Here is a 13,426-nt window from a genome sequence, read left to right on the forward strand (position 1 = left end):
GGCGGGCGGGTCGAGCGGCGCGGCTCGGCCGCGGTCCCGCCGCCCGCGGAGCCGGCCGCGCCGGCGCCTCCCGCGACGGCGGCACCTCCAGCGGGAGCGGCGGCGCCGAAGTCCCCGGTGAACAGGGAGTCGTCGCCGTCCAGCAGGTGCTTGGTGACCATGGCGCGGGGGCTCATGCCGCGCAGGTCGTTGAGCTGCTTGAGCGGCTCGCGGAACTCCTCGAAGTCGGTCCCGTAGTCGTCCTTGAGCTGTTGCTGCGCGTTGCTGGCGAACTCGCGGACCTTGCGGATCGCGGACGCCAGCCAGCGGGCGGCCTCGGGCAGACGCTCGGGCCCCAGGACGACCAGTGCGATCACCCCGAGGACCAGGAGCTCGGACCACCCCACGTTTGTGAACATCGCAGTCAGGATACGTCGTGGCGCGCGCGAGCGGGAGCGTGACCTGCGCGGGTGACCCCCGGGCTCAGCCGAGCGTGGGACGGACGGTCAGCTCGACGCGTGATCCGCCGCGGATGACCTCGACCGGGACGTCGACGTCCGCACCGGCGCGGCGGACCGCCACCACGAGTTCGTCGGACGAGCGCACCCGTCGCTCCCCGACGCGGGTGACGACGTCGCCCTCGCGTAGTCCGCCGGACTGGGCGGGCGATCCCTCGCGCACGTTGACGATCTCCGCGCCCTCGACCGCGCCGTTGTCCGCCTTACGGGCGTTGACCCCGATCGTCGCGTGTCGGACCGACCCCTCGGTCATGAGTGAGGTGGCGATGTCGCGGACGTCGTTGACGGGGATCGCGAAGCCGAGGCCGATGGATCCGCCGGACTGCGTGAAGATCGAGGTGTTGATCCCGATGACCGCCCCGGTGCCGTCAATGAGCGGCCCGCCGGAGTTGCCGGGGTTGATGGCGGCGTCGGTCTGGATGGCGTCGATCACCACGTCGCCGTCGGAGGTCGACTCCCCCAGCGCGATCGGCCGCCGGGTCGCGGAGACGATCCCCTCGGTGACCGTCCGCGCCAGTCCGAGCGGGGATCCGATCGCGATGACCTGCTCGCCGACCTGGACGTCGTCGGAGTTTCCGAGGGTGGCGACGGTGAGGTTCTGGACGTCCTCGACCTTGAGGACCGCCAGGTCCGTGGCGGGGTCGCGGCCGACCATCTCCGCCGCGGCGCGGGAGCCGTCGGGGAAGATGACGTCGATGTCGGCGCGGTCGGCGGCACCGTCCATGGTGACGACGTGGTTGTTGGTGACGATGTATCCCTGGGGGTCGATGACGATGCCGGAGCCCTCCCCGCGGGCCGACGGGGTGGAGACCTGGATGTTGACGACGGCGGGTTGGACCCGCCGTGCGACCTCGCCGACCGGATTGTCGGGGCGCAGGACGTTGTCCGGCGCGTCGGCGATGCGGACGGTCGAGGTGGTGAGGACGCGGGCGGAATCGGCGACGACGGCGCCGATGGCACCGCCGGCGAGGGCGACGACGGCGACGGCCGCGATCGCCCCGGCCAGCGCCCGCCTGCTCAGTCGGCGCTCGAACAGCGCCTCGGAGAGCGAGAGCCGGGCCGGTGGGGCCTCGTCCGCACCGGACAGGTCGACGGGGCGCGGCTCGGGAGTGGCCGCCACGGCGGGAGCGCCGAGACCGACCGGGGCCTGCGGGTCACGCCAGGGGTCGGGTGTGCGCGCCGGGGGCGTGGCGGCCTCGTCCTGCCACTCCGGATGACGTTCGATACCCCGGGGGCTCTCCGGGCCGGGGCCGAACGCCTGCGCCAGTGCGGGATCGGCGTCACGGACGACGCCCGGGTCGGCGCTGCCCACGGCGCCGGTGGCGGAGGTGGGGTCGAATCCACCGGAGACGCCCTCGGGGCGGGAGAACAGGGCGACGACGTCCGGATCGACGGCCGGTCGGTGGATGGGTGCCGGCTCGCGCAGGGGGCGGTCCGGCTCCTCGTCGCGCCCCGTCGCCCCGCGCACGCCACTCTGGTCCTCCACCCGGCCCACCCTAACGGCCGCGTCGCCGCAGCCGGCGAAGCAGCCTCGCCCACGCGGTCGCGGACGCCTCCGCGGGGGCGGGCGTCCCGTCCCGGTCGTCGGCTGGCCCGTGAGCGGCCACGGTCAGATCGTCCAGGTTGCGTAGTCGCTCGAGTAGCTCGCGGGGCATGTGGATGGGTCCCGAGCCCCGCAGCGCGTGGCGCGCCTCGCGCTGCCCCTCGACCTCGCGGCGGCAGTTGGCGCAGCGGGCGAGGTGCGCGTCCGCGCGGGACTGGCCGGCCTCGGGCAGCCGGCCGTCGACGTACGCTGCCGCGGCCTCGATGGAGAGGTGGTCGGTGGACAGGAAGTGCTCCCGCGTCCGCGGCGGCCCGGTCCGGCCGACCACTTCCCGCGCGGACGTCTGCGACAACCTGAACTCGGGCGCGGAGCCGCGCCCGTGACGATGTCGATCCACGCCACGCCCTCCCGACCGTCGGCCTGCGGGGCGGTGTCCCGCCCGATCTCGATGGGTCAACGTCCGAAACGGCTCCGCTGTTCCCGCCGTCGGACGCGGCGGCTCAGCTGGACCGCTGGTGCGCTCCGGTGACCCCGGCGGCCTCGAGCTCGGCGCGCAGGGCGGCGCGGCCGCGGTGGATACGGCTGCGGACGGTACCCATCTTCACCCCGAGGATGCGGCCGACCTCCTCGTAGCTGAGGTCCTCGATGTCGCTGAGGACGACGGCCGCCCGGAACTCCGGGGTCAGGTTGTCGAGCGCCGCCTGCAGCACCGGGTCGAACGTCTCGTCGGCCAGGACCTGCTCCGGGCTCCGCTCGCGCCCGGGGACGCGTTCGGCGTCCTCGGGCAGGGTCTCGAAGCGAATGCGCGAGCGTCGCCGGGCCATGTCGAGGAAGAGGTTGGTGACGATCCGGTGCATCCACCCCTCGAAGGTCCCGGGCTTGTAGCGGTCGAGGGACCGGAAGACGCGGATGAACGCCTCCTGCGTGATGTCCTCCGCGTCATGGGCGTTGCCGCAGAGTCGGAACGCGAGGCGGTAGACCCGGTCACCGTGCTGGGCGACCAGTTGGGACCAGGTGGGCATGTCCGCCGCGTCGCCGGTCGAGTCGAATCGTGCGGTGCCTGCCGACTCGTCGGGGGCCACCGGGGCGATCGTCGTCCCGTGCACGGTTCGTGAGTACATGCGCTGCCGCCGCCTTCCGGCGCGGGGCGTGTCCCCGCGCGGTGGTGGTTCGCGCCCTCGTGGCGCGACGTCTGACCACTGTCCCCTACCGGTCTGTCCTCACGGTATACGCGTACTGAGATCGCACTGAGAGTTTTGTACCGATCCGGTCACCGCGCGTTGGTCGCCGCTGCGCCGGTCCGCGGCGATACGCTGCTCGGGTGTCCGATTCCTCTGATCTCCCCGCCACCGACCGCTCCGGAGCCGACGGGCTGGCGCACCGGAGCGCGGCCCTCGTCGACGACTCCCTCTACGCCCCGGCCCGCGCCGAGGCCGACGAACTGGGTGCGCCCTCACCGGACGCCCCGACCGCGGAGGCCATCCGGATGATCGCCCGGCTGAACGGCACCCGCGCCGCGGTGTGCATCACGCCGGCGCCGGGTGTCCCCGCACTCGCGATCCTCGCGGCGGCGGGACAGGGGTCCGGGGCCGTGGTCACGTGCATCACCGAGGATCCGCACCACCTCGACGCCGCGCGGGCCGCGGTCCGCGGGGCGGGTCATCCCTCCTCGGCGGCGCGCTACATCGCGGCCCGCCCGCTGGAGGTCGCGGACAAGCTCACCGACGGCGCATACGACCTGGTGGTCGCGGACGTCCCCGCCCACTCGGTGACGCGCCTGATCTCGCGGTCGCACCAGCTGCTGCGCTCCGGCGGGGCGCTCGTGCTCATCGGCGAGCACGCGCCCCTGCCGGAGGACACGGACCTCCCGGAGCACGCCCACGTGACGCTCCTGCCGGTGGGCGCCGGGCTCACCGTCGTCACGCTCTGACCCGTCACGCTCTGACCCGTCACGCCGCCCGGCGCGCCCGGCGATCAGCCCGGCAGGGACGTGACGGTGTTCTTGGCGACGCTGACGACCCCGCCCGCGCTGATGGGGAACCGCTTCCGGTCGCGTTCGTGGTCGACGCCGATGAGGTCCCCGTCGCCGATGTGGCAGTTCTTGTCGACGATCGCCTTGCGCACGACCGCGCCGCGGCCGATGCGCACCCCCGGCATGAGGACGCTGCCCTCGACCACGGCGCCGTCCTCGACGACCACGTTGTTGGACACGACCGAGTTGCGCACGGTGGCCGCGGAGATGATCGTGCCCGCCCCGACCATCGACTCCTGCGACATCCCGCCGTTGACGAACTTCGCGGGCGGCAGGTTGTCCTGCTGGGTGCGGATGGGCCACCGGTCGTTGTAGAGGTTGAACACCGGGTGGACCGAGACGAGGTCCATATGGGCGTCGTAGAACGCGTCGATGGTGCCGACGTCGCGCCAGTAGCCGCGGTCGCGCTCGGTCTCGCCGGGCACGTCGTTGCGGGCGAAGTCGTAGACGTAGGCGCGCTCCTGCTCCACCAGGGCGGGGATGATGTCGCCGCCCATGTCGTGGGAGGAGTCGGGCTTCTCGGCGTCCGCCCTCAGGGTCTCGATGAGCGCGTCCGTGGTGAAGATGTAGTTACCCATCGACGCGAAGGTCGCGTCCGGGTCGTCGGGGGTGCCGGGCGGGTCGGAGGGCTTCTCCACCCAGCCGCGGATGATGTCGTCCTCGCCGGCGTCGATGCAGCCGAAGGCGAACGCCTCGTCGCGGGGGACACGGATCCCGGCGACCGTCACCGCGGCGCCGGTGGTGATGTGGTGGTCGAGCATCTGGCGCGGGTCCATGCGGTACACGTGGTCGGCGCCGAAGACGACGATGTGGTCGGGCTTCTCGTCGTGGACGAGGTTGAGCGACTGCAGGATCGCGTCGGCCGAACCCGTGTACCAGCGGGGCCCGAGCCGCTGCTGGGCCGGCACGGGGGCCACGTACTCGCCGCCCATGCCCCGCATGTGCCACACCTGCGCGATGTGGCGGTCCAGGGAGTGCGACTTGTATTGGGTGAGGACGCAGATGCGCATGAACCCGGCGTTGACGAGGTTGCTCAGCACGAAGTCGATGAGCCGGTAGGACCCGCCGAACGGCACGGCGGGTTTCGCGCGGTCCGCCGTGAGCGGGAAGAGTCGCTTGCCCTCGCCGCCGGCGAGGACGATTGCTAGGACATGCGGCTGGTTCCTCACGACCCCACCGTATCGACTCCGCGCGACCCGCCACGGGGCAACGGGCGCTTTGACCCCCGTCGCGCGCCCGGTCGTCACCCCGGCGACGGGCGGCGTTCACCGGGCACGCCTCGGGCGGGGGCCCGAGCGACTACCTTGGCCGGTGTGCGAGTAGCGATGATGACGAGGGAGTACCCGCCGGAGGTCTACGGCGGGGCCGGGGTACACGTGACCGAACTGGTGGCCAACCTGCGGCCGCTGTGCGACGTGGACGTGCTGTGCATGGGCGCGGACCGCGACACCGCCCGCGCGTTCCGCCCCGACCCGGAGCTGGGGCCCGACGCCAATCCCGCGATCCAGACCCTGTCCGCCGGCCTGCGGATGTCCGTCGCGGCCGAGGGGGCGGACATCGTCCACTCCCACACCTGGTACACGGGGCTCGCAGGGCATCTGGCCGGTCAGCTCTACGGCGTCCCCCACGTGGTGTCGGCGCACTCGCTCGAACCGAGCCGGCCGTGGAAGGCCGAGCAACTGGGAGGCGGCTACCGGGTCTCGTCGTGGTCGGAGCGCAACGCGTTCGCGAACGCCGACGCCGTGGTCGCGGTGAGCGCCCGGATGAAGGACGAGATCCTGCGTGTCTACCCCGAGGTCGAGCCGGGCCGCATCCACGTGATCCTCAACGGCATCGACACCGCGGTGTGGGCGCCGGTCGAGACGTTCTCCGGGGAGGACTCGGTACTGCGGCGCCACGGGGTCGACCCGGACCGTCCGATCGTGGCGTTCGTCGGGCGGATCACCCGGCAGAAGGGCGTGCCGCATCTCGTGCGGGCCGCCCGCGACTTCCACCCGGACGCCCAGTTGGTGTTGTGCGCGGGCGCGCCGGACACCCCGGAGATCGCGGCCGAGATGGAGTCACTGGTCGCCGAGCTCAGGGCGGCACGGGACGGGGTCTTCTGGCTGCGCGACATGCTGCCGCGCGAGGAGGTCATCGAGATCCTGTCCGCCGCGACGGTGTTCGCGTGCCCGTCGGTGTACGAGCCGCTGGGCATCGTCAACCTCGAGGCCATGGCGTGTGACACCGCCGTGGTGGCCTCCGACGTCGGTGGGATACCGGAGGTCGTCGTCGACGGCGAGACGGGCGTCCTCGTCCACTACGACGAGTCGGCGACCGGGGCGTTCGAGCGGGGGCTCGCGGAGGCGGTCAACGAGCTGATCGCGGATCCCGAGCGGGCGGCGCGGATGGGCCGGGCCGGCAAGGAGCGGGCCGTGTCCCGGTTCTCGTGGCAGGCGATCGCCGAGCAGACCCACCGGATGTACTCCTCGCTGCTGTAGCGCCGTGCCGACGGCGGCCGCCCGGTGCGCCCGCACGCCCGCACGCCCGGATCGTCAGTAGCGGCGGTCGCCCAGCGGCACGCGGTAGGAGCGCACCTCGACGTGCAGCCGGACCGGCCGGTCGTCGGCGCCGAGGGCGGCCTCCAGCCGTGACCGGTCGAGGTGCACCCCGCTGGGCCCCATGAGCGCGAGGTCGACGGCGACCGCCGCGGGCACCTCGGTGCGCTGGTCGACGACGCGGACCGGGCCCGGCTCGAAGGCTGCCGCCAGTTCGGAGTCGAGTCTCGCGGCCTTGTCCGGCGCCGGCTCGAGCAGTCCCCCGGCCGACCGCAGCGGCTCGAGGTGCCCCTCCCCGGGCACCGCGACGACCAGCGTCCCGCCCGGGCGCAGCACACGCGCGAACTCCGACGGATTGCGGGGTGCGAAGACCACCTGCACGAGGTCGACGCAGCCGTCCGCGAGTGGGAGGCCGTCCCACGTGTCCGCCACCACCGCGGCCACCGCCGGGTGCGCGCGGGCCAGCCGCCGGGCTGCCGCCGCCGAGATCTCCGTGCCGATCCCCACCACGTCGGCGCCGTCGCCGTGTCGGCCGACGGCGTCGAGCACCCCGGCGAGGTAGTGGCCGGTTCCCGCGCCCGCCTCGAGGACGACGCGGCGCGCGGCGGGCCCGGTCGGGGCCCCGGCACCGAGGGCGTCACGGGCCGGGGTCCCCGCCCCCATGCCGTCGCGGTCCGGGATTCCCGCCCCGAGGGCGTCACGGGCCACCGCCGCCAGCGCGTCGAGGACCCCGTCGAAGAGCCCCGAGGACAGCACCCGGTCGCGGGCCGCGACCTGATCGGCGGTGTCCCCGGGGAAGCGCCGACCCCGGGGGCCGAAGAGGCTGAGATACCCCTGGCGGGCCCGGTCGAACGGATGCCCGGAACCGCACGTGACGCCCTGGTCGGTCGCCCGCATCGCCTCCCCGCAGAACGGGCAGCGCAACAGGGGCACGATCCGTCGGAGGGCGGGTCCGGGGGTCACGCCCGCGGTCGATCCGCGAGGTCGCGGAGCAACCCGAGCAGCGTGCGGGTGGCGAATCCCGTCGCGATGGGCCCGACCTCGTCGATCTCCTCGGGAGAGCGGGCCGGCCCGGCGATGTCGAGGTGCGCCCACGGGCGGCCGTCGACGAAGCCCTCGAGGAAGAGCGCCGCGGTGATGGCGCCCGGTCCCTTCGGTGCCTGGCGGCGGTCGGCGACGTCGGAGCGGACCGCCGGACGCAGATCGTCGGGGAGCGGGAGCCGCCACCACCGCTCCCCCGCCCTCGCCCCCGCGGCGGCGACCCGGTCGGCGAGATCGTCGTCGGTGGCCATGACCGCACCCGTCCGCATCCCCAACGCCACCTTCATCGCGCCGGTGAGCGTCGCGACGTCGATCACCACCTCCGGGTCGCACTCGGCGATGCCGTGAGCCAATGCGTCGGCCAGGACCATCCGGCCCTCCGCGTCGGTGTTGGTGACCTCGGAGGTCGTCCCGCCCACATGGGTGACGACGTCGCCCGGACGGTAGGCGGAACCGGAGAGCATGTTCTCCGCCGACGGCACCACCACCGTGAGATCCACTCCCGTGTACGCGGGCGCGGTGTCCGCGCAGAACGCCTCCGCCGCCGCCACGACGGCCGCCGAGCCCGCCATGTCGGTCCGCATGAGGTGCATGCCGTCGGCCGGTTTCACCGAGATCCCGCCCGTGTCGAACGTGATGCCTTTGCCCACCAGCAGCACCCGCGGGCCCGGGCCGGGGCGACGGGCCACCAGAACGGCCGGCGGGTTCGCCGAGCCACCGCCCACCGCGAGCACGCCGCCGAACCCGCCGGAGACGAGATCCCCACCCGAGAGGACGTCCGCGCGCATCCCAGCGGCGCGCAGCGCCCCGGCCATCCGCCCCACCAGCCACTCCGGCGTCTTCCGGTCCGAGGGGGCGCCGGCGAGATCGCGGGCCGCGGCCGTCGCCCGCGCGGCCTCCACCGCCGTCGCCACCTCACGGCAGACGCGCTCCTCGTCGTCGTCGCCCCCTCCCGGTCCCGCGGTGACCACCACCACGAGTTCCGGCGCCACCGGCGCGGGGTCGGCCGCGAACACGTCCTGGCCGCGCGCCCCCAACAGGTAGCCCAGGACCACGTCCGCCACCCGGTCTGTCGGGACCTCGCCGGGCACCGAGACCGCCACCGGTTCGACGGACCCGGCCTCGCGGAGGTGACGCGCCAGCGCCGCGCCCGCGCGGCGATGCCCCAACCCGTGGTCCACGGCGCCCGACCAGCCCGAACGCGGCGTCGACCCGTCGACCTCCACCTCCAGCACGGCACGCCCGTCACGGACGGTCACACTGACCTCACGGGCCAGGCCGCGCGTCACCCGGCCGGCCTCCGGACGACGCACCACGACGGGCCGCGCTGCCGCGGGGACCTCACCGGACGCGACACGGACCGCGGGCAGGGGGCGGCTGGGGACATCGGACATCGGCGGTACCTTCCGGTGACATGAGTCGGCGCATCCGCCACAAGGGTCGGATGCGCCGGCATCGGTGGGACGATCGATCAAGAGGTGGCCTGCGTCAGCTCCTCGCCGAGCGACTTGGCCTCATCGGGGGTCAGCTCGACGACCAGTCGACCGCCGCCCTCGAGAGGGACGCGCATGACGATCCCGCGGCCCTCCTTGGCCGCTTCCATCGGTCCGTCACCGGTCCTGGGCTTCATAGCCGCCATCAGGTCGATTCCCTTCGTCCTAGTCCGCGGGGCGCGCCCTGCCGGGCGCCCGTGCCCACGATCGGTACTGCTCCAGTGGATACAACAGATTCTAGCGCGTCCGGCCCGACTCGGACGTCGTAGCAGACCGACCGTCCGCACCACGCACCCCGCCGACCGCGCCGCCGTCCGCCCCGACGGGCGCGCCGTCACCGACGGCGGTCTCCCCGAGCCGCGCCCGCAACCTGTCGATCTCCAGCGCGGCCTGCTCCAGGGTCCAGTCGACCTCGGCCATCGTGTACCCGCGCGCGGACACCCCGAGGCGTACCGCCCGGATATCATCCCCGGACAGCGGGCCCTGCGGCAGGCGGGTGACGGTGTGGCCCGCCTCCACTGCGGGCAGCAACTCCGAACGCCCGAACACCAGCAGCGACAGCGCGAACAGGCCCGAGGCCACGATCAGCGTCACGACCACGTAGACGACGATGGTGAGCATCGCGCTCCCCTCCTGTAGTGACGACCGCCGCGCCCAGTCTCCCACACGGGTCAGGCCAGACCGCGTACAGTCCGCGCAGGTCGGCGGGTGCCCACGATCGACGCGACCATCTCCAGGGCGCGCAGCGTGCCCGGCACGTCGTGCGTGCGGAACACCCGTGCGCCGAGGTAGGCGGCGACCGACGTGGCCGCCAGCGTGCCCTCCGCGCGGTCGTCCACCCCGGCGTCCAGGGTCTCGCCGATGAAGTCCTTGTTGCTCAGGGCCATGAGCACCGGGTATCCCACCGCCACGATCTCGTCCATCCGCCTGAGCAGTTCGAGCCCGTGGAAGGTGTTCTTGCCGAAATCGTGGGTCGGGTCGATGAGGACGCCGTCGGCCGGCACCCCCGCGGCCAGCGCCCGCTCGGCCGCGGACGTGAGCTCCTCGACGACGTCACGGACCACGTCGGCGTACCCCACCCGGAACGGGCGCGTCCGCGGCACCGCGCCTCCGGTGTGCGAGCACACGAAGCCCGCGCCGGCCTCCCCGGCCGCGGTGAGCACCCCGGGGTCGTGGCCCGCCCACGTGTCGTTGACCACGTCCGCCCCGGCCGCGAGCGCGCGCCGCGCCACCTCACCGCGCCATGTGTCCACCGAGATGAGCACGTCCGGGTGCCGCCCGCGCACCGCCTCGACGAACGGTACGACCCGGCGGGTCTCCTCGTCGACGTCGACGAGGTCCCCCGGCCCGGCCTTGACGCCGCCGATGTCGAGGACGTCGGCCCCCGCCGCCACGACCTCGTCGACGCGGCGCATCGCCGCGGGATCGGTGAACGTCGCGCCGCGGTCGTAGAACGAGTCGGGGGTGCGGTTGACGATCGCCATGACCAGGGGGCGGTCCACCGGCACCGGCCGACCGCACAGAGTGGGTGCCACGACCGGCCGGGGAGCGGGGCCCGGCTGGGTGGCGGGCTGGTTGGCGGGCTGGGTGGCGGGCGAGTCGCCGGGCGTGGTCACCTGCGCCCTCCACAGGCGTCGAGGGCAGCGTCGAGATCGTCGCGCACCACCAGGCGGTCCAGCGCCGCCGGCTTGACCAGCCCGGCCTCCGCCAGCCCGTCGACCCAGTCGAGGAGCGGGCGGTAGAACCCGATGGGGTCGTAGAGCACGACCGGCTTGTGGTGGAACCCCAGCGAGGCCGAGGTCCACATCTCGAACATCTCCTCCATGGTCCCGATCCCCCCGGGCAACGTGAGGAACGCGTCCGAGCGCTCCTCCATCTCCCGCTTGCGTTCACGCATGGTGGTGACGACGACGAGCTCGTCGGCCGCCGTGTCGGCGACCTCCCGCACCCGCAGCCCCTCGGGGATCACCCCGACCGTCCGGGCGCCGCCCCCGCGGGCCGCCTCGGCCAGCGCGCCCATCATGGAGACGTTGCCACCGCCCGAGACCAGCGACCAGCCCCGGCGGGCGATCGCGTCGCCCACCTCGGTCGCGATCTCGAGCAGGCGCGGGTCGTAGGTCGAGGACGCGCAGTAGACGCACACCCGACGGTTCGGGACCGGCGCCATCAGCGCTCGACCCCGCGGTGCTCCTCGCCGATGAGGTCCTCCCGCTGCTCGGACGTCAGTGCGGCGCGGTGGTGCGCCTCGCGGATGAACTCCACCGCCTCGGGCACCGAGTCGGTCACGAGGAACAGCTCGAGGTCGGACGCCGAGATCATGCCCTGTTCGGCCAGCGTGCCGCGGATCCAGTCCACGAGAGGGGACCAGAAGTCCACGCCCAACAACACGATCGGAAACCGGGTGATCTTGTCCGTCTGGACCAGGGTGATGGCCTCGAAGAACTCGTCGAGGGTGCCGAATCCGCCCGGCGTACACACGAACGCCTGCGTGTACTTGACGAACATCGTCTTGCGGATGAAGAAGTACCGGAAGTGCAGACCGAGGTCGACCCACCGGTTCATGCCCTGCTCGTGGGGGAGCTCGATACCCAGTCCGACCGACTGACCGTCGGCCTCCCACGCGCCCTTGTTGGCCGCCTCCATCTGGCCCGGGCCGCCGCCGGTCACCACCGCGTAGCCCGCCTCGGACAATGCGCGGCCCAGTTCCACCGCCTGCTCGTAGGCGGGGTCACCGGGCCGGGTGCGGGCCGAACCGAACACGCTGACCGCGTCCCTCAACTCCGCCAGGGCGCCGAAGCCGTTGACGAACTCGCTCTGGATGCGCAGGACCCGCCACGGGTCGGTGTGCAGCCAGTCGGTGTCCTGGTTCTTGTCCAACAGTCGCTGGTCTGTGGTCGTGCGCTCGCCGTCCTTCTCTCGACGGACGAGGACGGGTCCACGCATGTGGACCGGGTCGTTGGGGGCCATGGGCCGTGTCTCCTTCTGTGCTCTGGTGAGTCGGGCGGCGGCGCGGGACCCTGGCTCGGGCGGGGCCCGGCGCCGTCTCAGCCCGGGGTGGTGAGGTAGTCGCGCAGAGTCCGGGTCACCTCGGTGATCTGGACGGCGGGACAGTGCTCATCGCGCTTGTGCGCCAGTCCGGGGTCGCCGGGTCCGAGGTTGACCGCGGGGATCCCCAGTGCGGCGAACCGGGACACGTCGGTCCAGCCGTACTTGGCGCGGACCCGCCCGCCGGCCGCGCGGACGAGGTCCGCCGCCGCGGGGGCGCTCAGCCCGGGCAGCGCGCCCGGGGACAGGTCGGTCAACTCCCAGTACAGCCCCGGTTCGGTCGGCGGGACCTCGCCGGTCTCCACCCGGGGGAGCCCGGCGAGTCCGAGGGCGTCGAGCGCGTGCGCGAGGGCGGCGTCCGTGTCCCGGTCCGGGGCCGAACGGAAGTTGACGTCGAGCCACGCCTCGTCCGGCACGGTGTTGCCGGCGACTCCCGCCGACATCCGCACCGCCTGCAACCCCTCGCGATAGACGCAGCCGTCGATGTCCACCGACCGGGCCTCGTAGGCCGCGAGCGCCCCGAGCACCGGCGCGAGGCGGTGCACCGCGTTGTCGCCGAGCCAGCTGCGCGCCGAGTGTGCGCGCACACCGCGGGCGTGGACCCGGATCCGCAGGGTCCCCTGACACCCGGCCTCGATCAGTCCGCCGGTGGGCTCACCGAGGATCGCGACGTCACCGACCAGCCAGTCGCGGTGGCTGCGCTCCAGGTGACCGAGGCCGTTGGCCGTCGCCTCGATCTCCTCGCAGTCGTAGAGCACGAGGGTGAGGTCGTGGACCAGGTCCTCGCTGTCCGCCAGGAGAGCGAAGAGGTGGAGGAACACCGCGTCCCCGGATTTCATGTCGACCGTCCCGCAGCCGTGCAGGATCTGCTCGTCGGCCTCGCTGGTGACCCGGCAGGGGACGTTGTCGGCGAGCGGCACCGTGTCGAGGTGCCCGGCCAGCACGGCCCGGCCCGGCAGCCCGCGTCGGGTCCGGGCGAGGACCCGGTTGCCGTCGCGGATCACCTCCGTCCGCCCCGCGGCCGGGCCGGTGAAGGCCGCGACGGTCGACTCGAGCGCGGCGTGTACGGCCGTGGCGATCGCGTCCTCCTGCCGCGAGGGGCTGGGGATGTCGACCAGGGCACGGGTGAGGTCGACCGGGTCGGCGGTCAGATCGAGGGCGGCGGTCACGGTCTCCACCCTAGTTGCCCTGGCCCGGTGTGCGACTCGACCGTGACCGGTGTGCGTCCGGGCGGACCG

Annotated in this window: 15 protein-coding genes; 2 read left to right on the forward strand and 13 right to left on the reverse strand. The window is 73.4% G+C overall.

Going from position 1 to position 13,426, the window contains the following annotated elements:
- From tatB to sigE, 4 genes are all read right to left on the reverse strand, one after another.
- Positions 1 to 398: Sec-independent protein translocase protein TatB (gene tatB / locus DPA01S_RS14685; protein WP_061917488.1), on the reverse strand; the 398-nt coding region annotated here is incomplete at its 3' end.
- Positions 399 to 462: 64 nt separating this feature from the next.
- The gene (locus DPA01S_RS14690) at positions 463 to 1,965 is read right to left on the reverse strand and encodes a S1C family serine protease (protein WP_061227686.1); all 1,503 of its coding nucleotides are present in this window, start codon (positions 1,963 to 1,965) and stop codon (positions 463 to 465) included.
- 28 nt (positions 1,966 to 1,993) lie between these two features.
- Positions 1,994 to 2,437, reverse strand: a complete 444-nt coding sequence (locus tag DPA01S_RS14695) for an anti-sigma factor family protein (RefSeq protein WP_061227643.1) — start codon at positions 2,435 to 2,437, stop codon at positions 1,994 to 1,996.
- 103 nt (positions 2,438 to 2,540) lie between these two features.
- The gene (sigE, locus tag DPA01S_RS14700) at positions 2,541 to 3,161 is read right to left on the reverse strand and encodes an RNA polymerase sigma factor SigE (protein WP_061227642.1); all 621 of its coding nucleotides are present in this window, start codon (positions 3,159 to 3,161) and stop codon (positions 2,541 to 2,543) included.
- 200 nt (positions 3,162 to 3,361) lie between these two features.
- Here sigE and DPA01S_RS14705 point away from each other — a divergent pair, with 200 nt between their 5' ends.
- Positions 3,362 to 3,970 carry an O-methyltransferase gene (locus DPA01S_RS14705; protein WP_061227641.1) on the forward strand — a complete coding sequence of 203 codons (609 nt, stop codon included), beginning with the start codon at positions 3,362 to 3,364 and terminating at the stop codon, positions 3,968 to 3,970.
- Positions 3,971 to 4,014: 44 nt separating this feature from the next.
- On the opposite strand, the gene glgC is transcribed toward DPA01S_RS14705, so the two are convergent.
- Complete coding sequence (gene glgC, locus DPA01S_RS14710; RefSeq protein ID WP_007629839.1) at positions 4,015 to 5,241, reverse strand: glucose-1-phosphate adenylyltransferase; 1,227 nt, start codon at positions 5,239 to 5,241, stop codon at positions 4,015 to 4,017.
- A gap of 144 nt (positions 5,242 to 5,385) precedes the next feature.
- Between glgC and glgA the strand changes: the two genes are divergently transcribed.
- Positions 5,386 to 6,552: a glycogen synthase gene (glgA, locus tag DPA01S_RS14715; RefSeq protein ID WP_174521502.1), complete on the forward strand. Its 1,167-nt coding sequence runs from the start codon at positions 5,386 to 5,388 to the stop codon at positions 6,550 to 6,552.
- A 54-nt stretch (positions 6,553 to 6,606) separates the two neighbouring features.
- On the opposite strand, the gene DPA01S_RS14720 is transcribed toward glgA, so the two are convergent.
- The 8 genes from DPA01S_RS14720 to dapE form a co-directional block, all read right to left on the reverse strand.
- Positions 6,607 to 7,572 carry a putative RNA methyltransferase gene (locus DPA01S_RS14720; protein ID WP_232303184.1) on the reverse strand — a complete coding sequence of 322 codons (966 nt, stop codon included), beginning with the start codon at positions 7,570 to 7,572 and terminating at the stop codon, positions 6,607 to 6,609.
- Positions 7,569 to 9,044 carry a leucyl aminopeptidase family protein gene (locus DPA01S_RS14725; RefSeq protein WP_061227640.1) on the reverse strand — a complete coding sequence of 492 codons (1,476 nt, stop codon included), beginning with the start codon at positions 9,042 to 9,044 and terminating at the stop codon, positions 7,569 to 7,571. Before DPA01S_RS14725 ends, DPA01S_RS14720 begins: the two co-directional genes overlap by 4 nt.
- A gap of 77 nt (positions 9,045 to 9,121) precedes the next feature.
- Positions 9,122 to 9,289, reverse strand: coding sequence for a DUF3117 domain-containing protein (locus DPA01S_RS16545; protein ID WP_007629831.1), 168 nt, complete (start codon positions 9,287 to 9,289; stop codon positions 9,122 to 9,124).
- A 91-nt stretch (positions 9,290 to 9,380) separates the two neighbouring features.
- A complete protein-coding gene (locus DPA01S_RS14730; RefSeq protein ID WP_061227639.1) occupies positions 9,381 to 9,764 on the reverse strand; it encodes a DivIVA domain-containing protein in 384 nt (127 codons plus the stop codon).
- Between the two features lie 50 nt (positions 9,765 to 9,814).
- Complete coding sequence (gene folP / locus DPA01S_RS14735) at positions 9,815 to 10,627, reverse strand: dihydropteroate synthase (RefSeq protein ID WP_165928459.1); 813 nt, start codon at positions 10,625 to 10,627, stop codon at positions 9,815 to 9,817.
- Positions 10,628 to 10,755: 128 nt separating this feature from the next.
- Entirely contained in the window at positions 10,756 to 11,310 is a 555-nt protein-coding gene (locus DPA01S_RS14740) for an LOG family protein (protein WP_061227638.1), read from the reverse strand.
- Positions 11,310 to 12,110: an LOG family protein gene (locus DPA01S_RS14745; RefSeq protein ID WP_061227637.1), complete on the reverse strand. Its 801-nt coding sequence runs from the start codon at positions 12,108 to 12,110 to the stop codon at positions 11,310 to 11,312. Before DPA01S_RS14745 ends, DPA01S_RS14740 begins: the two co-directional genes overlap by 1 nt.
- Positions 12,111 to 12,187: 77 nt before the next feature.
- The gene (gene dapE / locus DPA01S_RS14750; protein ID WP_061227683.1) at positions 12,188 to 13,357 is read right to left on the reverse strand and encodes a succinyl-diaminopimelate desuccinylase; all 1,170 of its coding nucleotides are present in this window, start codon (positions 13,355 to 13,357) and stop codon (positions 12,188 to 12,190) included.
- Between the last annotated feature and the right edge of the window lie 69 nt (positions 13,358 to 13,426).

The sequence above is a fragment of the Dietzia papillomatosis NBRC 105045 genome (assembly GCF_001570845.1).
Taxonomy (GTDB): Bacteria; Actinomycetota; Actinomycetes; order Mycobacteriales; family Mycobacteriaceae; genus Dietzia; species Dietzia cinnamea.